Raw genomic sequence first — 26,859 nt, 5'->3', positions numbered from 1 at the left:
AAGGTTTGGCACCTCGATGTCGGTTCATCGCATCCTGGGGCTGGAGAAGGTCCCAAGGGTTTGGCTGTTCGCCAATTAAAGCGGTACGTGAACTGGGTTCAGAACGTCGTGAGACAGTTCGGTCCCTATCCTGTGCGGGCGGAGGAAACTTGAAGGGTGTCGCTCCTAGTACGAGAGGACCAGAGTGAACGGACCGACGGTGTACGAGTTGTCATGCCAATGGCATTGCTCGGTAGCCATGTCCGGATGGGATAAGCACTGAAAGCATCTAAGTGCGAAACCCGCCCTAAGATTAGGTTTCCCGGGATTTATCCCCTAAAGACCCCAAGGAGATGACTTGGTTGATAGGCCACAGATGTAAGAGCAGTAATGCTCGAGTCGAGTGGTACTAATAGGTCGTGCGACTTAACCATTATTTTTTATTGATCACAGATACAGATACCGGTGCATCAATAATGTCTTGGTCAAGCGCCAAATGTTGTAAAGGTTATGCAATCTTCTCAATTGATTTTTTTCTGGTGTCTATGTCGAGGGTGTAACACCTCTTCCCATTCCGAACAGAGAAGTTAAGCCCCCCGGAGCCGATGGTCCTATATGGGTAACTGTATGGGAGAGTAGGACGACGCCAGGATTTTATTTTCAACCCCGAGTCATGAAAATGGCTCGGGGTTTTTGTTTAGACGGGAGATTTTATTTCAGATCCCGTTCCAGCGCAATCTGGAACGGGATTTCTCTTTTTGTGACGGATATCGTGCCGGGCACTCGCCGTCAGTACTGCTGCAATCCCAAGAGCTTCACAAACCCGTTCACCGATGAGAGCCTCACTGTTCCTTTCCCACTGCCGGCAACACCCACGACGCTCGTCTGCGTATTTGTCGTGCAGGAGACTGGAACCCCCGTCACAGACACGGTCCCAAGTGTGACAGTTGCTGACACAGAAGCAGAAAGCGTGCTCGGAACAAGCAGTGTCACGTTTCCGTTCACCAGCGTCAGAGAGCATGTCGCGTTTTCAGGGAGGTTCACTTTCCCGTTGATTGTCCCGTTCGTGGCGGTGATATTCGTGCTTGCCGAAATATCTGTCGCATTCACGGTCCCATTGACCACTGACGAGGTCACGGCATTGCGGAAATTGTGGATGACGATGTCTCCATTGACATTCGCTACGGTGGTTTTCCAGGCGGTCGGAACCAGGATCTCGTAGTTCACCTCGTACGTCCGACCACCGCCGGTGTTGGGTTGGAGAGTCTTAATGGTGAGGGCAGACGGGGATTCTTGCACGTCAATCGCAATCTCAATCATGTGCCGCGTTGCCGCATCTTCGCTTTGATCCTTGACGATCTTGGTACCGGAGATCCGTGCTTCACCGAGCGTATCGACTCCGATCACGGTCACGCTGCCGTTGATGTTGGCAACAAAGAGCTCGGTCTTTCCTGCCACGGCTCTCGTGTAGAGGAAGTTCTCGCGATGCTCGAAATCCTGACCAGCATCGTAGTCGTTGATCTGACAGCCGGAAATGAGATAGAGAAACGGAATGGCGAAGAGCCAGAATGGACTTCTGGCTTTCAACTGGCGTGGCATAATCCCTCCCTGGGAATGAAACATTATCATGATTATGGCATCAGCAGTGCGCGAAGGGTCCGCTGATACCAGGTGCACCAGTCTTTTGAACCGGGATCCAGCAGCAGCTTTCCGTTCCAGATTCTACGTCCGACAGGGAAAGGGGTTACATTCTGTCTTACTTCGAAATTCAATATTGGATATTCTGCTGTTCGATATTCACAATGCTTCAGTCAATATCGAATATCGAACGCTGAACATCGAATGACGAAGGCTGCTTGCGCTTCGGGATAATACGGTTCTTACTTCTTCACTCCAAACAAGGTCCATGGATTCCCCTTCATGTCGACGAGGAACTTCTCCTGCCACTTGAATTCAGGGTGTTTCTTGAAGAACGGCGCAGCGAGAAAATCATCGCCGCACGGATGCCCCATCCTGGCCCAGATCTTCATTTCTTTCGCCAGCGCTGCAGTGGTTACCTTCCCCTGGACCGCTCCTCCTGGATAAAATGGCGGGTTGCTCCATTCCGGGGCGCCCTTGGGATCGGTATCGATGTGGCCGCAAAGCACGCCGCCGCCGGTCGACTGCCCGCCGGTAATCGGATCGTGGTGATCTCCTTCCATGACCTTTGCGAGCTCGACGTCGATCATTCCCTTTTTCTCAAACGAGAGTTGTGCCCAGCGGCACTTCCGGCTGTTTGCAGAATTCGTCATGTCGTTGGGATCAAAATTCGTTTCTTCTGCAGTGAGTTTTGGATCACACGGAAAATTGGATCCCACGTACATCGTGTCGAACGACCTCCAAACCCGAAAATTCTTCAGCCCGAGCTCAAGCCTCGCAACCTCGTTCGTCTTGATATCGCCGACGAGCCAATCGTTCGCATACGCACCGGTGTTATTCGTCGTCATGATCCTGACATACTCATCGATGGAACTCGCATACTGCGCCGCTTTGCGCGCTCGCATGAACTCGGGAGTACCGTTCTCATTGAATCCTTTGAATCCGGTGATCGTCGTCTCGGTGTATAGGATTCCGGCGCTGTTGATGGCAAAGTCGTCACCGCTGTGTATCAATCCCGGCATACAATCCATGAGCATCCGATATCCGTTGACCGGGACGATATCTGCAATCACATTCCAGCGCTCGCCAATGATGTAGTCGCTCCAGTTGTTATGAGCGATAACGATCTTGCCGTCTTTCGTGAAGCTCCCCGTTGCAATGAACGCGCTGCACCTGCCGGGTGCCCGGTTGTTCAGAGAGTCCGCCTTGATCTTGTTCGCAAGCCATGGAACGTAGTACGACGCCAACTCGATGTTGGCGTTGAGCGCTGTAATATCGATCTTGTCGTACTTGTATCCACGGGCGGCCATGCCTTCCGCTATTCCCTGGAGTTCCTCCTGATATTGCTTTTCGATCCTTGGCCAGAAGATGCGCTCCGTCGCTTCACGGAAAAACTTCCAGTCCTTCTGCGTTGATCCCTTCTCGAAATAGAATGCAAACATCCTGAGGCAATCATCAATCTCGGGAGCCAGGAGGTATCCGTGTTGGTAGCCGATTTCTGAGGGAGTCCCTTCCAGGTGCAGATAGATCCACCCGTTCTTGTTTTCGCGGGAAGAGTGTTTCAGCCGTGGATCATCTCCACCAGCATGCAGTGATGTGGCAAAGATCAGCAGGAGACCAAATAGCAGTTTCATGGTGTGCTCCATTCTTGAGAAAGGATGAAATTGGACAGCCGCTTGAATATAGCGGAAGTGGTGATGGTTTTCAATTCTGCAATCATTCCGCATTTCGAAGAGAAATCACCTTCGGGCAAGATTTCACGGAACATCCTTGCTCCCCTTGACAGTTTTGCGTACTTTTGTGTCCCATCGACGAATCAGGACCTGTGGACAAGAAGAGTATCAAAGGATTATCGCTCAAGGAACTCCAGGAATTTGTTGAGTCTCTTGGCGAGAAGAAGTACCGTGCTGCACAGCTCTTTTCGTGGATGTACGCCAAAGGAGTCAATTCCTTCGAAGAAATGACCGATATTTCGAAGGAATTCCGGGAAGTGCTTGCGTCATCCGCCCGGATCGACAGCACCGAACTGGTTCGCGAAAGCGTCTCGCCGACCGATGGGACCACGAAATTCCTCTTCCGCCTGAACGACGGGCTCATGATCGAAAGCGTGTTGATCCCGGCGGCTGATCCGGACAGCCCGGAGGATGACGAGGAGGAATCCGAAGAAGAACCGGCGTTGGGCAGACGCCTGACGTTGTGTCTCTCAACCCAGGTCGGATGTCCGCTTGACTGCAAATTCTGTGCGACAGGGACGATGGGGTTTCTCCGCAACCTCACGGCGGGCGAAATTATCGACCAGGTTATCCATGCTCAGCGGCTTGCGGATCGACGGATCACAAACCTCGTCTATATGGGCATGGGCGAGCCAATGCTGAATTTTGACGAGGTTATGAAATCCATTGACCTCATCAATGACGACAGGTCGCTCAACATCGGAGCGAGGCACATCACAATTTCGACCGCCGGATATGCCGACAGGATCAGGCAAATGGCGGACGAGGGCAGAAAAGTGAAGCTGGCCCTCTCGCTGCATTCTCTGGACTCGGAGAAGCGCGCACAACTGATGCCCATCACGAAGAAATTCAGTGTGGAGGACCTCGTTGAAGCGCTCGAGTACTACTATCGCAAAACGCGCCGCCGTCCGACGTTTGAATATATTCCGTTCGAAGGATTCAACGATACAGTGGACGATGTACGGAGATTTGTGAAACTCTCGAAACGAATTCCATGCAAGGTCAATATTATCCCGTACCACTCTATTGCCTTCACCGGGATCTCGGGGTTCGGAGCGACGCTTCGGCCTACACCGAAGGATCGGATGGAGCAATTTGCCCAGGATCTGCGGGAAGCCAACATCACGGTGATGATCCGTAGCAGTTCTGGAGAGGATATTGAGGCAGCATGCGGCCAACTCGCCGTGCAGGAGGAGCAGTCACGAACACGCGCGGCTGCCGCAAAGAGGCAAAGGGCAGATTGACCGGGGCGGCCTCAGGTAAAGCACCGAAGCAATGTTCGTGCACTGATGTACCACCGACGTAGAAGAAGAAAGACCTACCCATGCGTATCATATTATTCGGCCCACCGGGCTCAGGCAAAGGGACGCAGGCAAAACTGCTTGCAGAGAAATACCATGTACCGCACATTTCAACAGGCGATTTGTTGCGCGAGGCTGTCACACACCAGACTCCCATCGGCTTGAAGGCAAAAGGGTACCTCGATGCCGGCGCGCTGGTTCCGGATGACATCATGATCGGTCTAATTCGGGAAGTCGTGACCGGGGGTGTGGCGAAGAACGGATTTCTCCTGGATGGATTTCCCCGGACGATTCCCCAGGCAGAAGCGCTCGACAAGCTCTTTCGGGAGATCGGCGTCCATTTGGACGCGGTGATCAGTCTGAGAGTTGAACACGAAGAGGTTCTCAGACGGCTGACCGATCGCCGTGTCTGCCGGACATGCGGGCGCATTTTCAATTCCGGACAGATCATGGAAGCGAAACCAACCACCTGCCCAACATGCGGCGGTGAGCTCTTCCAGCGGTCTGACGACACGCTCGCGACGGCGAAGAAACGTCTGGACGTGTATGTGCGAGATACCAAGCCCATCAAGGATTACTACCGGCAAACGGACCGGCTCACTCAGATTGACGGTATGCGAGGTGTATCCTACGTCTTCGAGGAAATTGAAGAGATTCTCCGGAAGGCGAAGTCATCCGAGAAGGCCGTTTAGCGGAGGCGATGGATCCGTTTCGACAGATACCGCCCGCCGGCCGCCGGCCGTACATTGTTGCCCATCGCGGGATTTCCGGTAAAGCCCCTGAAAACACGCTGGCTTCCTTCGCTCTCGCCTGCGAAACACCGGGCATTGATATGATCGAGTTGGATGTTCGTCTTTCGAAAGAAGACGAAGTGTTGGTCTTGCACGATCGAACATTGCAGCGCACGTCAACCGGCAACGGTGCTGTGCGGAACTACTCGGTGGCGGAGTTGAAGGAATTTGATGCCGGCTCATGGTTCGACCCGGCGTTTTCCAGGGAGCGGATTCCCACGCTCGCCGAGGTCCTCGCCCTTGTGGACAAGAGAAGATGGATCAACATTGAGCTCAAATCAGATTTCTTCTTTCCCGAGAAGTCTGAGCTCCTTGAACGCCGCGTGCTCGAGACAGTGGAAACCCTCGGGCAGCACGACTGTGTCATGTACTCTTCATTCAATCATCGCATGATGGCAAACCTCAAGCGTCTCAATCCACGGGCTGTGACGGGAGTCCTGTATAGTGTTGGCAGGGACTTCGGACGGATGCCGTCCAAACTGGCGCATCGGGTGGGGGCATCGGTCTTCGTCTGTGCCAAGCGGGAAGTCACGAAACGGATGGTCGACGATGCCCGCGCACACGGCGTGGCGTTCTATGTGTATACGCTCAATTCAACATCTTCTGTGAGCAGTATGGTGGAGCTTGGCGTGGATGGTATTCTTTCCGACGTCGCCGATAACATCGTCCACGTCGCCCGGAGATGATCCCGGTCACGCGCCCCTTGGTTCTGAAAATGCTTTTTTCCATATTACATTATCAAAGCTGTCTCACGAGCACCGCAGAAGGATTCAAGACGATATGAAGGCAAAGAGATTTCTCATGGTCACGGGGTTTCTCCTGGCGTTCTCGGCGGGTCTGTTTGCCCAGGAGGATCTCTCCACGCAGCTTTCGAAAGTCGCGAGCTCGAACGCAGTCAACTATCTTTCACCACTTCTCTCTGCGTGGGGCGCTGATCTGAACAGCGGATTTTACCATTCCGCAGATCTGCACGATGTCCTTGGGTTTGATATTGGATTGAAGGCGGGAGCTGTGTTGGTGAAGGATGACGATAGAATGTTTGACTTTGTCCTGCCCTCTCAGATTTCGTATACATACCAGGGAGTTCCGTTCAAACTCGTTGCGGGCGTCGACTATGACAATGTCATTCCAGGAACGCCGACCGCGCTGGGAGATCCTTCAGGGAAAGCCGTGAGAGTGAAATCCACGTCTTCCTTCATACCATTGCGCGGACAGACGATTTTCACTACTCCGCGTGGATTCGATGTGAAATATGTGCCGCTCCTGATGCCGCAGGCGTCGATCGGATTGCCGTTCGGCCTGGAGGTCGTCGGCCGGTTCGTCCCCAACATCACGCTGGCTCAGGATATGGGGAAAGTGAACTTCATCGGCTTCGGCGTACGCCACAGTCTCGATCAGTACGTACCGATGATGCCGATTGATGTTGCCATTCACTTCATGACACAGAAGCTCACTATCTCCGACATGAATGACAACAAGATCCTCGGCGCAAGCGGGACAGCGTATGGCATTGAAGTCAGCAAGAGCCTGGTTCTGTTCACACTCTATGGCGGATATCAGATCGAAAAATCCAGTTGGACGATCGAGCCATACAAGTATGTCGATCCTTCGACCACAGTGTCGATCACGGCCCCCGGGTTTACCGTGGATGGACAAAATACGTCGCGGTTTCATGCGGGTGTCAGATTCCTTCTGCTGATCGTCAATGTGCACGCGGACTACTCGTTCGCGAAGCAGCCGGTGGTTGCAGTCGGTGTAGGGGTTTCGTTCCGATAAGCATGTGGTTTCTGCGAAACGACGCGCGCGTACTCGAGTGAGCGTCCGCGGCCAAGAGCCATCAAACCCAACGCGGTTGATAAGACTACTCGCACCCATGGTTTCACGAATCTCGATCTGTTCCTGCGCTCTTCTCCTGTTCCTCTCTCACTGCGAAATGCGTGATCGGCCGCTTGCTGACGCGACAGACCTTTTCGAGCGAGCGGTATCGCTCTATGAAGATCGGGCATATCTTCGGGCTGAATCTCTCTTCGTGCAGTCAATTCCTGTTTTCGAACGCGCCGGACAGATGTACACCGTCGTGCAAGCGAATCGTTATCTCGGTCAGATCTATCAGGCAGAAGGTCGATTCTATACGGCCTTGGGCCGGTTTGAGACCGCATTGCGGCAGACCCAATCCGTGAAAGACTTTCGCAGTGAAATGATGATTGATGGCCTGATTGGCGATGCATATGCCGCATTGGGCAGCAATCTCTCGGCTCTCACGTCATTCCGTGAAGCGCACCGCCTCAGTTCCGCGTTCAATGACCTTGAGATGAAAGCCTCGCTCGAACTGCGTATGGGCAAACTCGCCCTGCTTGACGATCATCCGGACGATGCGCTGTCATACATCCAATCGGCATCATCCTACTTCAGCGCGCAAGGGGGAGAGCGCGCGGCCGAAGGACTCCGCAGGCTCGGTGAAGTGTACTTCCGGCAGAAAAAATTCGATCTCGCTCAGACATCATACACAGAAGCACGCTCGATTGCGCAGAAAGACGGACAGACCGTCCTCGACGCGCAGCTCCGAATGGATTTAGGGCTTATTCAACAAGCTCTTGGGAATCATAACGAAGCCCTTCAATGGTTTCGCGATGCGGTCAACAATCTTCGCAGCAAAAAATCCGGCAGAGAGCTGGAAATCGTGCTGATGTTCAGGATTGGTACGGTGTATGAGGCGAACGGACGTTTCGCGGATGCAAAAAAATACTATTCGGACGCCGAGGGGCTTGCCCGCGGGGCAGGAGAGGGGCTCGCCGAAGCGTATCTGCGCCTCTTCACCATCCGGTGCGACGAACGGGGATTGAATGCAAACCAGAAAGTCCAGGAGGTCAACCGGCTTGTTCAGGAATACCAGGCCGCGGCTCAGAAGTTTCAGCTCGCCGGACATCGCTCGGGCGAATCGTACGCACACGCCCAGATTGGTCGTCTCAACGAGATGGTGGGCAATCTTGTCAAGGCCCGCGACGAATACAGGGAGGCCATTGAAGTTCAGGAGGCAACGTTCGGCGAGTTCGTTGATCCCGGCTATCATCAATCGTATCTGAACGCCCTCAATATGAAAGCCGAGCGCGTTGCGTGGTATGCGCAGCTCGCCGGAATTCTGATTCAGATGAAAGTGCGTGAGGAGGCCCTTGCTGTTGTCGAGTTGGGATCTCAGCGGCTGCAGGCCGGCACGTTGGAGGATGTGGCGTTCGCAATCCGGCACCCGAATCTCAAACCGGATCTTCTCAAGGCCCGCGCGGTCAAGCGGGACCTCCGGATGCTGCAAATTGAACAATCGAGCATTCTCTCGATACGGCGGGAGATGGCCAATGACGCAGTTGTAAACGGCCTGCATTCAAGAATAACCTCGTTGCAGCGGGAATTCGCCGCCCTCTCCGATCGCATCACGGGCCAGCATCCAAATTATGAGCCGCTTCTTCACTCCGGATCTTCGAGAATGAAGGACATTCAGGCCGCCATTCCTCAAGGCACGCTCGTCGTTCGATTCCTGCCTGCCAACGAGCAGCTTCATGTATTCGCGCTGACGCGAACGAAATTTGAAATTAAGAGCACGATCGTGTCACGGGAGAAACTGATGTCGATGGTCGCCGAGTACCTGCGTCTCCTGAACGATCCAAGCGTCTTCACTGGGTCGGCGGGGGAAACCAGCGTCTCGACGATGACCCGCTTTGCCACGTTATCCACGCAGCTCTATGATTATTTGTTGCGCCCGATCGACTCAATGCTCGAGCGGAATCTTGTGATCATCACCAGCCCGGAATTCGAGAAGTTCCCCTTCCACACGATCGAACGCCAGGATCGTGGCGGCTCTGTGAAGTATCTGATTGAAATTACGAGTGTGGATTATCTTCCGTCACTGGCCTCGATCAGATACAAAACAACTGAAGCAGAACGGTTCACCAGAGTCGTTGCGCTCGGCAACCCGACGGGAAAGAACTGGTCGATTGACTACGAACTGAGAGACATCCGGAGTTTCTTCAAGGACGCGATGGTTTTCATTGGTAAGGAAGCATCGTGGGAAAATCTGAAGAATGCTAAAGCCGACGTGCTTCAGATTTCATCGGAGTTTCTTATGGGGGAGGGAGAATCTCCGCTCGGTGTCATTGGCCTCACCAAGGTTCAGAATCCCGATGAGGTTGCCAAGGTCCCGTACGAGAAGCTGACGGAAATCCAGGCACCCCCTCTGGTGTTTCTGTCGAATCAGTATGGCCAGGGCGTAGGGCTTTCAACGATTCACGCGCTCGTCCTGCGCATGAATGGAACGTCCGATGTGTTCCTCAACGCATGGTCATCGGACAGGAAAGCCACCAAGTTCTTCAGTGAATTCTTCTACACTCACCTTGCCAATGGCCTCGCTCCCGGCGATGCGTACAGGCAAGCCCTTCTGAACCTGATCCGCACGCGCGATGTCAGCCATCCCCATTCATGGGGCCAGTTCTTCCACTTTGGTGTTGGCTAGAACCTGACCTGTCTGGCAGTCCGAAGCAAGCACATCACGAGTCAGTTCCCCGGATGGAAGCAAAACTCTCCCGCGAAAGCCCCATGTCGTTCCTGACCACCAGCTCGGCGGTACGTGAAAAAGCCCGATGAGGAGTCCACCGGGCAGGGAGAAATGCTTGTGTTCAGGGAAGGAACCACAACCGGGTTCCCCATGACTCAGATTGTGTCGGCTATCGGCAACGAACCTTGATACTTCCGAGTCCGGATCCGATCTTGATGGTGAGGGTTCTTTCGCTCTGTGCGAAATTCTCGCTCTCGTACGTGTTCTTGCGGGTCTTCTCGTAATTGTCATCGACATCGACGCTCGAAAACCAGCTGTCGTCTGTGATGATGCGCGTGGGAGTTGCCTTGGGGACATAGACCGTGATTGCGCCGAGCCCGACCTCGACTTCTGCGTATGCTTTTTGTTGCAGCGTGCCGGCGAAGTCAAGCGTATATGCCCCAACGCCGCCGCTGAACTTGAGCTTGCGGAAGTTGAGGTTTGTCAAATGACTTGCCGAGAATTTGCTGACGCCTGATTCGATTGTGACGTACTCACACGAGATTGTGTTTGGCTCATCGCAATGAAGTTCAGCCGAACTTGCACCGGCAGAAACCTTGAGGTTCTTCATTTTCAGACCGGTGAAATCGAGAATCGCCCTTCCGGCGCCGACCCCAATTTTCATACTGAGAGGAACGGCATCTGTGAATTTTGCTGTCAGATGTCGTTCGTCGGGATGGCTGTGTTCTCCCTTAAGCTCTTCCCACGAGATGGATGACGAACGGCGCGCCTTCTGCCTCTTCTCATCAGTCAAGTTGATCTCGAGATTCCCGCGATCGTCCTCAATGTCATAGAACATCTCGAGCTGGCGCTTGTCGTCAGCTTCTCTGCAGTATTCAGCGGCCACGATCTTGTTCCGGTCGCCTTTCAAAATGTTGAATGTTCCGAACGATGCATCCAGCGAGACCGCGACTTCCTTCTCCGAAGTTCGCGTCACTTCGCGACGCAAGACCTCTTGCTGAAATGCAGTGAGGGTTGGAGAAGTCCCCAGCACACAGAGAGAGGCAAGGACGAGTCGACTGTTCTTGAATGAATGTGTCATCGCGGTAGATTAAGAGAAAATGGTCTACCAAAGCTTACGCAAAGAGGGAAGCGGAGTTACAGGAAGTCACTAGTAATGGCGGAGTCGGTCGCGCAAGAACTTGTTCAGCATCTCACGGGCGCGGAAAATGTGAGCTTTGACAGTGCCCAACGGAAGTTTGAGGATTGCGGCAATTTCCTGATACTCTTTCTCTTCAACATGCCGTAAGTGTATGACATGGCGATACTTCGCAGGGAGGGAATCGATGGCGTCTTCCAGGAGCTTCTTCCGCTGCCTGTCGATCAGGTCCTGATCGGGCTCATACGTGGAATCGGGAAGCTCGTAGGTGTAATCGCTTTCTTTCGACTCGATTGGCTTGTCGATAGAGAAGGTCAGCAACTTTTTGCGTCGGATGTAATCGATGCAGTTGTTCGTCGCAATCTTGTAAAGCCAGGTTGAAAAGGCAAATTCATCGTTGAAGCTCGAGAGAGACATGAATGCCTTGATGAACGCTTCCTGGGTGAGATCCTCGACTTCGTCCTTGTCGCGGATCATACGGTAGATGAGATTGTAGATTGATTCGTGGTACTTCTGGCGGAGTTTCTTATATGACCGCTGGTCGCCTGTAAGGGCGCGCCTGATCAGCAAGGCATCCTCTTCGCGTGATTCAATTCGTTTCTGTTCAGACTTGCTGGAAGGATCGCGGGAAGGGAAAGTACTGGTGGCGCTATTGGTCTTTGTGCTTTTGGCCATGCTGCATAAACCTGTGGTCGGTGATTCGCCTGTGACGGCTGAACAACTCCCGTATGAATGTATGTCCAAAAGCCGAATCAGAAGAAGCGTACCACAAAAAATACCTAAAAAAAGTATGAGCTGCAACCGGAGGAAGCATCTCTGTTTGCATCCGTGTGCGAATTTGATTACTTTTTCAAAATGATGAAGAGTCATCAACATCAGGCAATGTTCATTACGTTCGAGGGGCTCGATTTCTCAGGTAAATCGACCCAGGTCGGACTCTTCTCCGAGAAACTTACAAGCGCGGGTGTGAGAAGCCTCGTCGTCAGAGATCCCGGGGGCACAGCTATCGGCGAGCGTATTCGCTCCATTCTGCTTGACCGAAACGTCCTTGGAATGTCCGATTACACCGAGCTCTTCCTGTTCTCGGCGAGTCGGTCGCAGCTCGTCCACGAAATAATCAAACCCACGTTGGAGCAGGGAACGGTCGTCGTCCTGGACAGATTTTACGATTCCACGACCGCGTATCAGGGATGGGGAAGAGGCCTCCCTCTGGAGGCGATCTCGACAGTCAATCAGCTTGCTTCGCACGGTCTCATTCCTGCGATTACATTCTTCATTGACATCCCCGTTGGTGAGGTCGAGCGCAGGATGCTCCTTCAAAAATCGGGCGCTGACCGGATGGAAATGAGCGGCCGGGAATTCTATGAGCGGGCCCGCGGGGGATTCTTGAGTCTGGCAAGATCCGAACCCAGATTCGAGGTCATTGACGGCACGCTTGATATCCAGGAAATCCACAAGAAAGTATGGAGCCGGTTTGAACAGGAGTATCACAGAGTCATTTGAACAGGAGTATCACAGAGTCAAGTGAGGAGAAGCGAATGGGTTCAGGGAAAGAGGAAAGCAGTACGAATCACACACGGCACCGATGGCTCGCGGTATTGGGGAAACGCATGACGCTCTCGGTGAGAGCGCTGGGTTTGCTGGCGATCGCTGTCATCGCATGCGGATTCCTGGTCGGCTTTTTTGGGAGAAGTGATGATGATCTGATGCTGAAAACCCGACAATGGATCGGGGTATTTGGGAAGGTGTATACCGACGTCGCGTTGAACTATGTCGATCCGATCGATCCGGAGCGCTTCATGCACGCGGGAATCGATGGAATGCTGAAAACGCTCGATCCCTACACAGTCTATCTCGGCGAAAAAGAATCCGATGAACTTGACCTCGTGACGACGGGGAAATACGCCGGCGTCGGCATTACCATAGGACTCCGGGACGGATACATTACTGTCATCAGTCCAATGGAAGGGTTCTCTGCCGCGAAGCAAGGCATCCAAAGCGGGGACAGGATACTGGAAATCGACGGAAAAGTTCTGAAATCTCGCTCGACGGAGGAAGTTCGAGAGTTGGTTCGGGGTGTCCCCGGGACGTCACTGAAAATGAAAATCGAAAGGGAGGGAGAGCCTAAGCCGCTCGAATTTGTGCTCATTCGGGAGGAGATCCCGGTCCGGAATGTGACCTTCGCCGGCTTTGTTTCGGATGGCATTGCCTACATCAGACTCGAACGGTTTTCGAGAACAGCCGGTGATGATGTGCGCTCGTCGATCAAAGATCTCCAGAGCAAAGGGTCGATCAAAGGCGTGGTTCTCGATTTGCGCGACAACCCCGGCGGATTGCTCGATATTGCAGTCGATGTGGTTTCCAAGTTCCTTCCTGAGAGCACACTTGTCGTTTCGACGAAAGGGCGGAGGATTGATTCCGAACGGAAATACTACTCAACAGAAACTCCGATGCTGGGGGATGTCCCTCTTGCAGTCCTGGTTGATCGAGGGAGTGCGAGCGCAAGCGAAATAGTCGCGGCCGCCATACAGGATGTAGACCGGGGTGTTATCGTTGGTACGCGGTCGTTTGGAAAAGGTCTGGTGCAAACAATCACCCGGATTACTGAAAACAGCTCGCTCAAGATCACGTCTGGCCGGTACTACACACCGAGCGGGCGGAGCATCCAGGAAGTCGACTACTTCCACCGGACCAAAGATGGTGTCTTCACTGTGAAACCGGACAGCGCACGGAAGAAATTCAGGACAGCCCATAATCGGGTTGTGCTCGATGGCGAAGGAATTGTGCCTGATACAACGGTGGCCGATGAACCGTCGAGTAAGCTCCTCGATGAACTAGCACGCAAGGCAATGCTCTTCAAGTTCGCGAACCATCTCGCAACCGAGAAGAGAAATCTCCATGAGAACCTTGAGGTGACGGATGCATTGGTTCTCGAATTCGACGCATTCCTCAAAGAGAAGGATTTCCAGTACGAAGAAGACTCGGAGGTTCAACTCAAGGCGCTCCGTGAGTCAGCAGGAAAGGCGCGGTACGGAAAACAGTTCTATGAGGAGGTCGACCGGCTTGCGAAGATCATTCTCGAAGAGAAAGGCCGGGCTTTTGAGCGATATGACAAAGAGGTACGCAGAGCATTGAAACTGGAGATCATTGAGCGATTCAAGGGGGAAAAGACAGCGATCCAGGCGTCGTTCAAAGACGATCGCCAGCTTCAGGTTGCAGCCACACTCCTCAAGAGCAAAGGTGCATACGCCAGACTTCTTGCGGGTGAGAAGAAGTAGCGGTACCGGCACACCGCCTCAACGAGCGACAAAGAAAAAGGCATCCTCGACTTCGCGTGAAGATGCCTTTTCTGTTGTTGCCAGGTTGACCCGCGCAGCTCACGTGCGGATCGAATCCAGCTTTCCCTTCACCGATCGACAGATCTGTTCCAGATCCCCGTCTCTGTTCACAAAATCCAGATTGTCGCTTTCGATGATGAGCAGCGGGCCGCGGTGATAATTGGCGATCCAACGCTCGTAATGGTTGTTCAACTGCTCGAGATACTCTCGCGGGATGCTCTGTTCAAATGAGCGTCCCCGGCGTGAAATCTGCTGGACCAACGTGTCGATGGAGGCCCGGAGGTAGATCATCAGGTCGGGGGATTTGAGATAATCGGTCATGACTTCGAACAGCGACACATAGTTGCTGTAATCGCGATCATCCATCTTACCGATATCATGGAGGTTGCGCGCGAAGATCTCAGCATCCTCGTAGATTGAACGGTCCTGGATGACCGGATCGCCAGATTCTGTCATCCGCTTGTGATGTTTGAAACGGTTCGCAAGGAAGTAGATCTGAAGATGGAACGACCAGCGCGACATATCCGCATAGAAATCGGGAAGATACGGATTGTCATCCACTGATTCGAAATACGGCTTCCAGCCGAATCGGCCGGCGAGGAGCCGGGTCAGAGAGGACTTTCCGGCGCCGATATTTCCCGCCACAGCCACGAAGAGTGATTTTGAAGAGTCTGTCATAGTTGTCAGTGCTTAGAGATCATTGGTTGGTATGTATGCCACGGGCACGTTGAATGTATTCTTATCATTGAAGAAAAGCAAGAATTCAGAGCTTTTGCGGATTAGCGGGAAGGGTGAAGCACATGCACGAGCGCCTCAAGCCCGTTCACGATGCGGGGTCCTGGCCTGCTGACGATGCTCGCATCGACAATGCCCACTCTCTTTTGGCGGATTGCTGGAAGGGATTTCCATTCCGGGTAGAAAGACAGGATGTCGTCGGTGGAGTGCACGATGTCATTCGTGGCAATGATGACGTCCGGCTGGCGTCGCAGAATTTCCTCCCGGCTGAGCAGCGGATATGCCGTCGCGGCGTTGTGTGCGATGTTGTCGCTGTTTGCCAGAGTGAGCATTTCGTCGAGAAAGGTCCCCGGGCCTATCGCGACAATCGGGCTCAGGGAGAGGAGCATCAGGACCGACTTCTTTGGCTGAGTGGCCGCCCTGCAGACGAGATCTTCTGTGCGTTGGCGAAGAAGCCGGAGAAGTGAATCCGCATGTGCCGTGCTGGAGGTCAGATATCCGGCGTCGCTGATGGACTTGAAGATGCCCTCGAGAGTTCGTGGATACGAAACAAACACCGTGACGCCGGCGGAGGCGAGCTTCTCGTAATCTGATTTTGTGTTGCCCGAGCCGGACATCAGCACAAGATCGGGATGGAGAGCGAGGATGCGTTCGACGTCGGGATTCATCATGCCTCCGATGCTGGTTTTCAGCTTTGCGGCAGGCGGAGAATCGCAGTAATCGGTGACACCGACGATAGAAGAATCAAGTCCGAGAGCAAACAGCGTTTCCGTGATGCTGGGTGCGAGCGAGACTATGCGTCGGGGGGTGCGCTGCAGCGAGACGGAGTGGCCAACATCATCTATTCTGGTGATGGGTCCGCGCGTTTCCTGCTTGTTTTCCCGCGAGCACGATGCGAGGAGTATTGCAGCCGTCAGAATGAGAATGCGGAGTTTCATACAGTGAAGGCGAAACTAAAAGAGCGAATCACAGTGATCCGCTCTTGATGAAAGTGTCGAAGACGAACTCCTTACTTGAAGGAAGCGAGCGCCTCATCAACGGCATCGAAGTGCTCGAAGACCGTCACGAGTTTTGTCACAATCAACAGTTGCTCGATCTTGTCTGAAGCGCGTGCAAGTTTCAGGTTGCCGCCGGCATTCCGGACCGTCGTCAGTGCGCCGATCAGCATGCCGAGACCGGAGCTGTTCATGAACTTCACTTCTCCAAGATCAACTACCACCTTGCTTTTTCCCGCATCAATCAGCTTGTGCAGCTCCTCGTTCAAAGATGACGCATCGGGTCCACCCATCACATTGCCCTTCAATTCGATAAGCACGACTCCTTTGACTTCTTTGATCTTGAGTTTCATTCGCTGATCCTTTGGTTGTTCCGGATGTCTTTATTATGGCGCTACATAACAGGCAATGCTTCGAAAATCCGATATCCTGACTATTGCGACTTCTTCCTGCTGAGCGTGTAGTCGAGCACGATTGCGCTGGCGATATAGATCGATGAATAGGTGCCGGTGATGATGCCGATCGTCAGCGTGAAAGCAAACCCCCGGGTGACCTCGCCGCCGACAAAGAGGAGAACAAGGAGTGCCACGAGTATGGTGCCGGACGTGATAATGGTTCGACTCAGTGTATCGTTGAGGCTCCTATTCATCACTTCGCCGAGCGACAAGCTGCGATAGATCTTCGAATTCTCCCGGATACGATCAAAAACAACGACTGTATCGTTCACGGAGAGGCCGATGAGCGTCAGAAAGGCGGCGATAATCTCCTGTGTGATTTCAAGGTTGAGGTGAGGGATCACACCGTCAAGCACAGAAATGATGCCCAGTGTCAGCAGAACATCGTGATAGAGTGAGAGGACCGCTCCAAAGCCGTAGATGAACTTGTACCGAATAGCAATGTAGCAAAGGATCACTGCCAGTGTTGCCAGCACCGAATAGATAGCGCTGGTGCGGAGTTCTTTGCCGACCTTGGGTCCGATTTTATCCTGGCGAAGGACCGAGAATTTGAGGTTGGAGAGATCGGTCTGGATCGATTCCTTGATCCTGTTGGCGACCGCTAAGCCTTCTTCCTGCTTGGAGGTTCGGATCAGGATCGTTTGATCACTGCCGAAAGATTTGATCTCGCAGTCAGGAAGGCCCGCTTTCATGAGCGCCGAGCGCAGGACGCCGTAGTCAGGAGTGGCATTGAAGGAAAGCACAAGCTCGGTTCCGCCGCGGAAATCTATGCCGTAATTGACGCCTTTGACGAAGAGAGAAATCATGCCGAGCAGAATGATCGTGGAAGAGAGGATGTACATCTTTCCGCGAATCCCCATGAAATCGATATTTGTTTTCTTGAAAAGCCGCATTGAGTTTCAAACTCCTTCTGGAGAATCAATTGTGACAAAATACTGTCTGCAGGTCGGGTCTTGGTCGTCTACCCAAAGTTCGGGTGGACACCTTTGTCGAGCATGATATTAATGATCACGTGAGTGATTACGATTGAGCTGAACAGACTTGCCGCGATTCCGATCATCAAGGTCATGGCAAATCCCTGCACGGCGCCTGTGCCGAACTGATACAAAATGACACCGGTTAGGAACGAGGTCACGTGAGCATCAATGATAGCCGTCCATGCACGCTTGTAACCGGCATCGATCGATGCCCTCAGCGTTTTTCCCCCTGCGAGTTCCTCGCGCACGCGCTCATTGATCAGTACGTTCGCGTCGACGGCGACACCAATCGTAATCAGGATGCCTGCAATCCCTGGCAACGTGAGAGTCGCCGAGAAGCCGGCCATCACGCCCAGAATGAACAGCAGATTGAAAAGCAGCGCGATGTCTGCGACTGCTCCTGACGTATGGTAATATACGACCATGAACAGTACCGTGAGGATAGTCGCAAGCACGACTGCCGTCAACCCTGAACGGATCGAATCTTCGCCGAGCGACGATCCGACTAAACCATGTTGGATGATGGCAACGGGAGCTGGAAGAGCGCCAGCCTTGAGGACGATTTCCAGCAGCCGGGCTTCATTCGGACTTTCCATGCCGGTGATCTGGGAATGCCCGCCTGTAATCTTGTTGATCACATTCGGTGCGGAAAACACAGCCTTATCAAGAACGATCGCAATGCGCTTGTTCACGTTGGCGCCTGTAATCCGGGCCCAATCACGAGAACCTTCCGAATTCATTTCCATGTTCACGATCGGACGGTTGGTTTCCTGATCTACGCTAGCCCTGGCATCCACGATGACTTTGCCTGTCAATTCTGCCGCTTTCTTGACTGCATAGAGATGGTAGAACTTCTTACCTTCCGGTGTGGGGTCTGTCTTATTCGACCAGAGGAACTCGAAATCGGGGGGGATCAACCGTTGAACGTCGGGGCGATCGAGCAGCCGTCTGACGCGATCGCGGTTGATGTCGAGGACAAAACCCTCTCCTGTACTTCTTTGATCGGGCGTAACATAGGCGAAGAACGGATGTTCGCGGATGAACCTGGCTTCCTGCGTTGTATCGGTGGAGGAAGGCTTGTTGTTTCCCAGCAGTTCATCGAGCGCGTCCTTGGGTTTTTCCTCTTTTTGCGCTGTTTTTGCAGCACTGGTGGTATCTCCGGGTATCTTTCCCGAGAGGTAGTTATCAATAGACTCCATGACCTTGTAAGACACCTGGGGGTCGCGGAGAAGGCGGAACTCGAGCAGCGCCGTTCCCTGGAGGAGGCTTTGTACTTCCCGTTCGTCCTTCACGCCTGGGAGCTCAACGATAATTCGTCGCGTTCCCTGTTTCTGAATATTCGGTTCGGACACTCGGTACTGGTCGACGCGGTTCCGGACAATTTCAATTGCACGATCAATTGCTTTGCCCGTCTCACCGTCGAGTTGAGCAAGAATCGTGTTATCGGCATCACGGATGTTGCCGAAGTATCGGCTCATGCGGATGCCGCGTTCCTGGAATTTCTTCCCGAACACAGGAATGACCGATTCATCGTTGTTAACCGACTGGTCGCGCACTTCCTTGACGATCGCGCGGAAATTGTCGTCTTTGTTTTTCGCCAGGTCATCGATTAACTGAATGACGTCTACTTCCAGGACGACACGCATGCCTCCCTGGAGGTCAAGTCCTAGCTTGATACGTTTCAGTTTTGCAGCAAGGATGCCTTCCTGATTCTGGTCAAGGTAGGCGATGCTATCCTGCCCTGACAGCGCGGAAAGCTTCTTGCGGTAGCTGTAATCCTGGTAGGTTGGATACAGAAAAATCAGCGACACAACGACAGCCGCAAGAATCAAAAAGATTCTCGATAATTGGTTTCTCACAAATCGTTCTCCGAGCTAAATCGATAATCAATCTCTCAGGCACCGTTGTGGGAGGAATAATCAACTCACATCGAATGCGAACTGGAGGTGAAAAGGTTTGAAAAGCGAATCAAAATATAAACCAATGTGCCTGTAAAGTCAATAAGAAAATCGTTGCATTTCAAGGGTTTCACGGCTATATTTACAATCCGCGTTCCAACTTTTCGCATTCAACTATGGAGATGTAGACGTTATGCCGTTGATGACCAAGATCCGAGACAATTTGACAAAGGCGTTCGCCGTCTTCGCCGTTTTCTTCATCGTTTACATCGTCCTTGACTGGGGAATGGACATTACCGGTAGGAAGGGAAAGGGACTCACCGAAAAAGACCACATCGGGACGGTCAATGGAGCGAAGATCAGTTTTCGGGAATTCAGCGAGCTGCTAAAACAGCAAACCGAATCATATAAGAAGCAGACCAGTGCCGATCCAGACGATGAAACTGAGCGTCAACTCCGTACGCAAGTGTGGAACATGCTCGTGCAGCAGGCGCTCGTGGACAAGGAACTCGTCCGGCTTGGTATTTCAGTCACCGACGACGAGATACGCGAGATTCTTCTCGGCTCCAATCCGCCAGAGATGATCGCAGGGCAGTTCAGGGATTCTACCGGGACGTTCAACCGGTCGGCGTACGAGCAGGCCGTGATGAATCCACAGAACCGCGCTGCAGTAATCCAGGTTGAAGAACAAGTGCGCCGTCAGCGCCGTCTGGAAAAACTCCAGAGCCTGCTTTCGGCTGCGACCCGTGTGACGGAGGGGGAGGCGAGAGAGCGGTTTGAAGATCAATCGATCACCATGGATGCGGAATACGTTCTTTTTGACCCGAATCTGTTCGTCCCTGATTCCGCAGTTCAGATCAGCGACGACGATCTCAAGAAGTACTACAATGCCAACCAGGAAGAGTATAAGCTCCGCCCTGCCCGGAAATTGAAATACGTGTTCTTCAGTCTTGCTCCTTCCAAGGATGATTCCGCTGCTGTGCTGACGGAGATGACCCGTTTTGCTGAGCAAGCCAAAGCCGGATCAGATTTTGTTGACCTCGCGAAGACGTATTCGGAAGTTCCTGTAAACGACACAACGTTTTTCAAACATGGCGATCTTGGGCGTCAGCGTGAGACAATTGCATTCTCGGCACGCAAAGGCGAAGTTGTCGGTCCGATTGCCGACTACGCTGGCATCCATTTGATGAAGATCCTGGACGAGAAGAAGGGGACGGCTGAATTCGTGCGTGCCAGCCACATCCTCCTGAATGCTGTCACCGGACCGGACAGTGTCAAGCAAATTGAAAGAGCAAAAACTCTGTTGAAACGTGTACGAGGAGGCGAGAACTTCGGCGCCCTCGCACGCGAGAACAGCGACGATTACGGTTCGAAGGTGATGGATGGCGACCTTGGCTGGTACGGGCGCGGCGGATGGGTGAAGCCTTTTGAGCAAGCGGCCTTTGGCGCAAAAGTCGGCGACATTGTCGGGCCGATCCGAACGCAGTTCGGATGGCACATCATCAAGGTGACAGGACGCGACAGCCGTCAGTTGAAGGTCGCGACGCTGACCATGAAAGTAAAAGCAACGTCGCAGAGCACCGATGCAGCCGGTGCACGTGCACAGGATTTCGCCTATCTCGCGAAGGAAGAGGGTTTCGAAAAAGCGGCCGAGACAAGCGCATACCAGGTGAAAGAGACTCCGGAGTTTGTCAAGGGTTCGGTGATTCCCGGGGTTGGCATGAATGACGCCGCCATGACATTCGCGTTCTCGAAAAAACTGAACGCACTCAGCGAACCGACGGCTATGACGGGCGGTCTTGCCGTCTTCAAGATCTCGGGTGTACGTGAAGAAGGAGTGCGTCCGCTGGACGAGGTGAAAGCGATGATTCGGTTCAAGGTGCTCCGCGAGAAGAAGATGCAGCAGCTCAAGGAACAGGTCGATTCGTTCGCCAAGAACCTGGGTGCGAACGGCGATCTCGCCGTGGCTGCCCGCTCCATCAGGAATGTTGTCGATCAGAAGACTGGTCCGTTCAAAGCCCAGGACGCACCGCCGAATGTGGGACGCGACCTTGCATTCGTCGGCCATGTCATAGCGCTGAAGCCCAATGAGATCTCGAAACCTTTCGAAGGAGCCCGGGGCTACTACATCGTCAAACTGCTTTCAAAGTCCGCATTTGATTCGACACAATTTGCCAGCACCAAAAACACGCTGCGGGAACAGATCCTTCAGGAAAAGCGTAATCGCATGTTTTCGGACTGGTTGACCGCTCTGCGTGACAAGGCTGACATCGAGGACCTTCGAGACAAGTTTTACCGGTAAGCTTTGTGGGTGCCTGAGGGGCTCTCCGACTTCGTCGGAGAGCCCTGTGCCCCGGCCATCGATGCTGCTTCTGGGGCGGCCACACAGGGCGTCGAAAGGCTTCCACTACCTGACTGATCCTGAGGACTTTGATGAGGCGTTCGATCGCATCGATTGCTGCCGTTCTCGCTCTCCTCGGTCAGTTCTGTGCAAGAGCCCAGGAGCACCAGTTTTCCCTCGCTTTTCGTGGTGGGTACACCACAACCTCCAAGATATTCACGAATCCCGATTCTCCTTCGCCCGATGTACGCGGGCAATACACAGCTATCGACAATATCTATTCTCCCGGATTTGAACTCCGATGGTTGATCCCGGGACAGCCGGTCGCGATCTCGCTTGCAGCGGAATATCTCTCGAGGTCAGATGAACAAATTCAGCTCGTCGGCTTTCTGAATCCACCGCGTGCCTTGCCGGTGAAGGAAGGACTTCGCCTGATTCCGATCGAACTTGGGGCGATCATCTTTGTTCCTCTCGGCGGTGATCGTGTGCGGCTCACGCTGGGGGGAGGGGTCGGAATGTACGTCGGACACAGGTATCTTACCATCGCCGGTGTCGAAGCACCGCAACAGAACAAGCCAATCTCGTACGGCATTCATGTGGAAACGAGTTTTGACTATCGGATCACGCCGAGAATATTTGCGCGGTTGGACATGCGGTTCAGGGATCCCGAGTACATCACGGAGAGCAGGTTTCAGCAGGAGGCAACGCAATATGGCGGTGTGTTGATCCGCCTCCCGTTGGATCCATTCCGCGCAAAAATCAACGTCAACGGCATGAATTTTGGACTGGGTGCAGGGTTCGAGTTGTTCTAGCGACCAACGGCTCGAATGCCGCCGTCGCGACACAGATGCAGGAGTGACATCGACGCATGTTCAACCGTGATCATCCACACAAGAAGAGCCTCGTCTACATTGCCGGTTTTATGGGAAGCGGCAAGAGTACGATCGGGCCGATTCTCGCCAACACGCTCGGTTTCGAATTTGTAGATGTAGACAAGTTCGTCGAGAAGCAGGCGGGGAAGAGAATCGTGGACATTTTCGCCAGCGAAGGGGAACAGGCGTTCCGGGCTCTTGAGCGTAATTCACTCAAAGAAATCGCCGCCCGCGATCATTGCGTCATTTCCCTCGGCGGCGGTACCATTGCGAATGAGGAGAATTTTCAATTGATTCGGGAGAGCGGCATCATCGTCTATCTGCAGCTTTCTCCTGAAGAGATCCTGCAGCGCGTTCACCATCGCACCGACCGCCCGTTGCTTACCAGCGTCGACGGGACAAAACTCCCCCGGGAAGAAATCCAGCAGCGTGTGCAGGATCTTCTTCGACGGCGCGAAGAGTTCTATGGCCGGGCCGATGTCGTCATTCAAACCGACAGGAAACGCGTCGGCGCGACCGTCGACGAAATTGTCCGCAAGCTTCGCGGCCTTGTCGATGCCTGAGGAGGTGCAGTGATCAAACGACAAATTGACGTATCCCTTGGTGACCGCAGTTATCCGATCTATTTCGGCAGCGGTCTCACGGCGTCTTTCGCTCCTACATGCCAGCAGCATGGTATTCCGCGGCGTGTTATCATCGTGACGGACACAAATGTTGCGCACCACTATCTGAGCGCGCTGGAAAACAACCTCAAGCATTTCGATTTTGTCGTTTCCTCCATTGTCATCCCACCGGGGGAAAATCAAAAAAGCCTTCAACGCTCCAACGCTCTGTTCACGGCGCTTCTGAAACAAGGGGTGGGACGCGCATCAGCCATCGTCGCGTTGGGAGGAGGGGTCATTGGAGACTTGGCTGGATTTGTGGCCGCCACGTACCAGCGCGGTGTTCTCCTCGTTCAAGTACCCACGACGCTCCTTTCGCAGGTTGACAGCTCAGTAGGGGGGAAGGTCGCCGTCAATCATTCCCTTGGCAAGAACATGATCGGAGCGTTCTATCAGCCAAGATTTGTGTGGGTTGATGCCGAGACTCTCCGGACGCTCCCCCCGCGTGAGATCGTGTGCGGTCTGGGAGAGGTTGTGAAGTACGGTATTGTGTTCGATGCTGACTTCTTCGCGTATTTGGAATCAAGTCTTGATCAGGTCGTGAGCCTAGAACCCGAGTCCGTGCTTCACGTCCAGGCGCGATGCTGCGAACTCAAGGCTCATGTGGTCTCGGAGGACGAGCGTGAACAGGGGTTGCGTCTCGTATTGAATTTCGGCCATACTGTTGGCCATGCTCTCGAAGCCGCCGGCCATTATCGCGCTCTGAAACACGGTGAGGCCGTGCTGTTGGGCATGATCGCAGAAAGTTTCATCGCCCGGGAGATGGGATTGCTGGCCCCGGACGTTCACCAGCGAATCGTGGAGATGATCCTCCGCCTCCCTGTGAAGTTCAACAAAACCGCAGTCTCACCAGCCCGTGTTGTGAAGGCCATGGCGCTCGACAAAAAATCAGTCGATGGCAAGCCGCGTTTCGTCCTGCCGATCCGCCTCGGAGAAGTCCAGGTTGTGGATGAAGTTGATGCTGCGCTTGTTCAGTCCTCCCTCCGGTATGTGCTCGGACTTCCGGAGAAGGCGGGACATCGATCGTAATAAACTCTCCGGCACACACCGCTACGATAGGAGATTTGCATGAAATCTTGGCACAAGGTGTTCCTGTTCGCGTTTCTGTTCACAACTGCTCTATCCACCATGGAAGCGCAAACTGCGCCGAAACGCGAATTTCGCGGAGCGTGGGTTGCGACTGTGACGAACATTGACTGGCCGTCCGGCCCCGGAATCAGTTCAGCGGTCCAGCGGGCCCAACTTACAACCCTCCTCGACAGGCTTGCTGCCGCAGGGGTCAACGCGGTCATTTTCCAGATCCGCCCTGCCTGTGACGCATTCTATGCATCGCCGTACGAGCCATGGTCTTCGTGGCTTACGGGCGTTCAAGGACTGGCCCCCAGCAACGATTACTATGATCCGCTGGTTTTTGCTGCAGAGGAAGCACACAAGCGCGGAATGGAAATTCATGCATGGTTTAATCCCTATAGGGTGAAGCTCGGAAGCAATTCACCCTCTCAGCTCGCCGCAAACAATGTCGTTGTCGAGCATAAGGATTGGGGCATTGTCTGTCCCGCCGACGGCTATACGTTTCTGAATCCAGGACTTCCCCAGGTGCGGAACCACGTTGCCAAAGTGATCTCTGACGTCGTGCGGCGGTATGATATTGACGGCGTGCATATGGACGACTATTTCTATCCATACGCCGAACATGGGTTCACCAATGAGGATCTGGAGACTTTTCGCCTGAACCCGAACGGTTTCAAGTATCCCGACAGCCTTGCCCCATGGCGCCGGAACAATGTGAATCTCCTTATCAAACAAATGTATGACAGCGTCCAGGTGATCAAGCCGGTTGTCAAAGTGGGAATGAGTCCGTTTGGAATCTGGAAGAATGGTATTCCCGCCGGGACATCAGGGACGAGCGGCTTCGACGCATTGTACTGCGATGCGGTCGCATGGTTGAGTGGAAAATATATCGATTACATCACACCGCAGCTCTACTGGGCCTTCGGTGGCGGACAGGACTACGCGAAACTTGAGCCATGGTGGTTGTCGCAGACAAATGGACGGCATCTTTACCCGGGAATCATCACTTCCGTGGGTACCGCTCAGATGGGACTGCAGATCGCGTTCAATCGTGTTACCAATGCCCAGGGAACCGTCGTGTTTTCAGCGCGCGGCATCTCCGGATCGCTGTTAGATTCCCTGAAATTCAAATACTACGCGTCAGCGGCCGCCATCCCGGTGATGCCCTGGAAAGACACGATCGCGCCCAAAGCACCGACAAATATCAAAGCGACATTCAATCCCGTTACCGGACTCTACGCACTAACATGGGTCCCGCCGTTTGCGGCTGCCGACGGCGATACTGCACGACGATATTTGTTGTACCGGTTCATGAAGCCGACCTATCAACCTGCCGATCTCGATGTGTCGTCGAACTTGCTTGCACTCACGGGTCAGCCGACCGTCGTTCCATCAGCACGCCTTGATAGCGTCAATCAACAGTATTATTTCGCGGTTTCAGCGCTCGACAAGAACAACAACGAAAGTACGCTCAGTAATGTTGTTCCGATTGCAGCGACTGTGGCAACTCCCATGCTTCTGGCACCGAACAACCTTGAGCCAAACTACGCGAAGGGTGGAAATGTGACTTGGCGCCGTGACGCGACCTCACTCTTCTACAGACTCCAGGTGGCGTTGAGCGGAGACTTCAATCCATCGTCCCTGATCTCGACGGTCAACACGGCAGACACCTCTGCCTCCATCGGCGGGCTTGTTGCGCAGACCACTTATTACTGGCGAGTTCTGGGGGGCAACCAGGGGGGCTCAGGAGTGTATTCCAGTCCCTGGAGCTTCAGGACGGGTTGGCCGATAGCTCCCACGTTGGTGTCACCTCCTTCCGGCCTGCGGAATGTCTCTCGGACTCCAACTTTCGTATGGCGGAAAGGATCTGCCACTTCATTTCGAATTCGGGTGACCGAGGTTACCCATACACCAAATGTCCTTGTCATAGATCAGACGACCATCGACACGACATTCCTGAGCTCGGCGATTCTGACCGCGGGCACGAATTATTCCTGGATCGTCTCTGCGTCGAATGCCTATGGAGCAAGCGACTGGTCCACAGAAGCAAGGTTCCAGACCGGCCAGGAAATCACGCTTGTGGAGCATGGCGGATCGATGCCGAACGTGTTCGATTTGAGCCAGAACTATCCGAATCCTTTCAATCCCTCGACGACAATTCGGTTTGCTGTTCCGCAGTCGGGCCCGGTGTCTCTCCGCGTGTATGATCTGCTGGGCCGCGAACTTTCTGTGCTTCTCGACGGTTTCCTCGCACCGGGCTACTACGCCGCTCAATTCGATGGGCATAATTTGTCGAGCGGAATATACTTCTATCGATTGGCAGCACCCGGGTTCGTGGAGACGAGGAAAATGCAGCTGGTGAAGTAAGGAGTGGAGTAGATGAGTATGGGAG

Annotated in this window: 21 protein-coding genes and 2 rRNA genes; 14 read left to right on the top strand and 9 right to left on the bottom strand. The window is 53.6% G+C overall.

Features of this window, described 5'->3' with window-relative positions:
- Window positions 1-413: ribosomal RNA gene (locus NTU47_12255) — 23S ribosomal RNA — on the top strand; the annotation flags it as partial.
- 101 nt (window positions 414-514) lie between these two features.
- Window positions 515-631: ribosomal RNA gene (gene rrf / locus NTU47_12250) — 5S ribosomal RNA — on the top strand.
- Window positions 632-768: 137 nt separating this feature from the next.
- On the opposite strand, the gene NTU47_12245 is transcribed toward rrf, so the two are convergent.
- Window positions 769-1,578: a hypothetical protein gene (locus tag NTU47_12245; protein ID MCX6134577.1), complete on the bottom strand. Its 810-nt coding sequence runs from the start codon at window positions 1,576-1,578 to the stop codon at window positions 769-771.
- A gap of 281 nt (window positions 1,579-1,859) precedes the next feature.
- Entirely contained in the window at window positions 1,860-3,251 is a 1,392-nt protein-coding gene (locus NTU47_12240) for a C45 family autoproteolytic acyltransferase/hydrolase (protein MCX6134576.1), read from the bottom strand.
- Between the two features lie 191 nt (window positions 3,252-3,442).
- On the opposite strand from NTU47_12240, the gene rlmN reads away from it, so the two are divergent.
- From rlmN to NTU47_12215, 5 genes are all read left to right on the top strand, one after another.
- Window positions 3,443-4,594, top strand: a complete 1,152-nt coding sequence (gene rlmN, locus NTU47_12235) for a 23S rRNA (adenine(2503)-C(2))-methyltransferase RlmN (protein ID MCX6134575.1) — start codon at window positions 3,443-3,445, stop codon at window positions 4,592-4,594.
- A gap of 80 nt (window positions 4,595-4,674) precedes the next feature.
- Window positions 4,675-5,343 carry an adenylate kinase gene (locus tag NTU47_12230; protein ID MCX6134574.1) on the top strand — a complete coding sequence of 223 codons (669 nt, stop codon included), beginning with the start codon at window positions 4,675-4,677 and terminating at the stop codon, window positions 5,341-5,343.
- Window positions 5,344-5,351: 8 nt separating this feature from the next.
- A complete protein-coding gene (locus NTU47_12225) occupies window positions 5,352-6,128 on the top strand; it encodes a glycerophosphodiester phosphodiesterase family protein (GenBank protein ID MCX6134573.1) in 777 nt (258 codons plus the stop codon).
- 94 nt (window positions 6,129-6,222) lie between these two features.
- The gene (locus NTU47_12220) at window positions 6,223-7,218 is read left to right on the top strand and encodes a hypothetical protein (protein ID MCX6134572.1); all 996 of its coding nucleotides are present in this window, start codon (window positions 6,223-6,225) and stop codon (window positions 7,216-7,218) included.
- Window positions 7,219-7,315: 97 nt separating this feature from the next.
- Complete coding sequence (locus NTU47_12215) at window positions 7,316-9,943, top strand: tetratricopeptide repeat protein (GenBank protein MCX6134571.1); 2,628 nt, start codon at window positions 7,316-7,318, stop codon at window positions 9,941-9,943.
- Window positions 9,944-10,154: 211 nt separating this feature from the next.
- Here NTU47_12215 and NTU47_12210 read toward each other — a convergent pair whose 3' ends face one another.
- Both NTU47_12210 and NTU47_12205 read right to left on the bottom strand, forming a co-directional pair.
- Complete coding sequence (locus NTU47_12210) at window positions 10,155-10,961, bottom strand: LiaF-related protein (protein ID MCX6134570.1); 807 nt, start codon at window positions 10,959-10,961, stop codon at window positions 10,155-10,157.
- A gap of 174 nt (window positions 10,962-11,135) precedes the next feature.
- Entirely contained in the window at window positions 11,136-11,798 is a 663-nt protein-coding gene (locus tag NTU47_12205; GenBank protein ID MCX6134569.1) for a sigma-70 family RNA polymerase sigma factor, read from the bottom strand.
- 207 nt (window positions 11,799-12,005) lie between these two features.
- On the opposite strand from NTU47_12205, the gene tmk reads away from it, so the two are divergent.
- Together tmk and NTU47_12195 are read left to right on the top strand one after the other, a co-directional pair.
- Window positions 12,006-12,626 carry a dTMP kinase gene (gene tmk, locus NTU47_12200; GenBank protein MCX6134568.1) on the top strand — a complete coding sequence of 207 codons (621 nt, stop codon included), beginning with the start codon at window positions 12,006-12,008 and terminating at the stop codon, window positions 12,624-12,626.
- A gap of 35 nt (window positions 12,627-12,661) precedes the next feature.
- The gene (locus NTU47_12195; protein ID MCX6134567.1) at window positions 12,662-14,401 is read left to right on the top strand and encodes a S41 family peptidase; all 1,740 of its coding nucleotides are present in this window, start codon (window positions 12,662-12,664) and stop codon (window positions 14,399-14,401) included.
- 99 nt (window positions 14,402-14,500) lie between these two features.
- Here NTU47_12195 and NTU47_12190 read toward each other — a convergent pair whose 3' ends face one another.
- The 5 genes from NTU47_12190 to secD all read right to left on the bottom strand — a co-directional run bounded on the left by NTU47_12190 (window position 14,501) and on the right by secD (window position 19,482).
- Window positions 14,501-15,139 (bottom strand): deoxynucleoside kinase, encoded by a 639-nt coding sequence (locus tag NTU47_12190; protein MCX6134566.1) that lies wholly within the window; start codon window positions 15,137-15,139, stop codon window positions 14,501-14,503.
- A gap of 101 nt (window positions 15,140-15,240) precedes the next feature.
- A complete protein-coding gene (locus NTU47_12185) occupies window positions 15,241-16,134 on the bottom strand; it encodes a cobalamin-binding protein (protein MCX6134565.1) in 894 nt (297 codons plus the stop codon).
- Between the two features lie 71 nt (window positions 16,135-16,205).
- Window positions 16,206-16,544 (bottom strand): STAS domain-containing protein, encoded by a 339-nt coding sequence (locus NTU47_12180; GenBank protein ID MCX6134564.1) that lies wholly within the window; start codon window positions 16,542-16,544, stop codon window positions 16,206-16,208.
- An 80-nt stretch (window positions 16,545-16,624) separates the two neighbouring features.
- Window positions 16,625-17,539, bottom strand: coding sequence for a protein translocase subunit SecF (gene secF / locus NTU47_12175; protein ID MCX6134563.1), 915 nt, complete (start codon window positions 17,537-17,539; stop codon window positions 16,625-16,627).
- A 68-nt stretch (window positions 17,540-17,607) separates the two neighbouring features.
- Window positions 17,608-19,482, bottom strand: coding sequence for a protein translocase subunit SecD (secD, locus tag NTU47_12170; protein ID MCX6134562.1), 1,875 nt, complete (start codon window positions 19,480-19,482; stop codon window positions 17,608-17,610).
- 241 nt (window positions 19,483-19,723) lie between these two features.
- On the opposite strand from secD, the gene NTU47_12165 reads away from it, so the two are divergent.
- The 5 genes from NTU47_12165 (at window position 19,724) to NTU47_12145 (ending at window position 26,834) form a co-directional block, all read left to right on the top strand.
- Window positions 19,724-21,823, top strand: coding sequence for a peptidylprolyl isomerase (locus NTU47_12165; GenBank protein ID MCX6134561.1), 2,100 nt, complete (start codon window positions 19,724-19,726; stop codon window positions 21,821-21,823).
- A 131-nt stretch (window positions 21,824-21,954) separates the two neighbouring features.
- Window positions 21,955-22,674 carry a hypothetical protein gene (locus NTU47_12160; protein MCX6134560.1) on the top strand — a complete coding sequence of 240 codons (720 nt, stop codon included), beginning with the start codon at window positions 21,955-21,957 and terminating at the stop codon, window positions 22,672-22,674.
- A 56-nt stretch (window positions 22,675-22,730) separates the two neighbouring features.
- A complete protein-coding gene (locus NTU47_12155; GenBank protein MCX6134559.1) occupies window positions 22,731-23,297 on the top strand; it encodes a shikimate kinase in 567 nt (188 codons plus the stop codon).
- Between the two features lie 9 nt (window positions 23,298-23,306).
- Complete coding sequence (gene aroB, locus NTU47_12150; protein MCX6134558.1) at window positions 23,307-24,425, top strand: 3-dehydroquinate synthase; 1,119 nt, start codon at window positions 23,307-23,309, stop codon at window positions 24,423-24,425.
- 39 nt (window positions 24,426-24,464) lie between these two features.
- A complete protein-coding gene (locus tag NTU47_12145; protein ID MCX6134557.1) occupies window positions 24,465-26,834 on the top strand; it encodes a family 10 glycosylhydrolase in 2,370 nt (789 codons plus the stop codon).
- The last annotated feature ends 25 nt before the right edge of the window (window positions 26,835-26,859 follow it).

The organism is Ignavibacteriales bacterium, from assembly GCA_026390595.1.
Taxonomy (GTDB): Bacteria; Bacteroidota; Ignavibacteria; order UBA10030; family UBA10030; genus UBA9647.
This window is presented reverse-complemented; position numbering and strand designations above follow the sequence as displayed.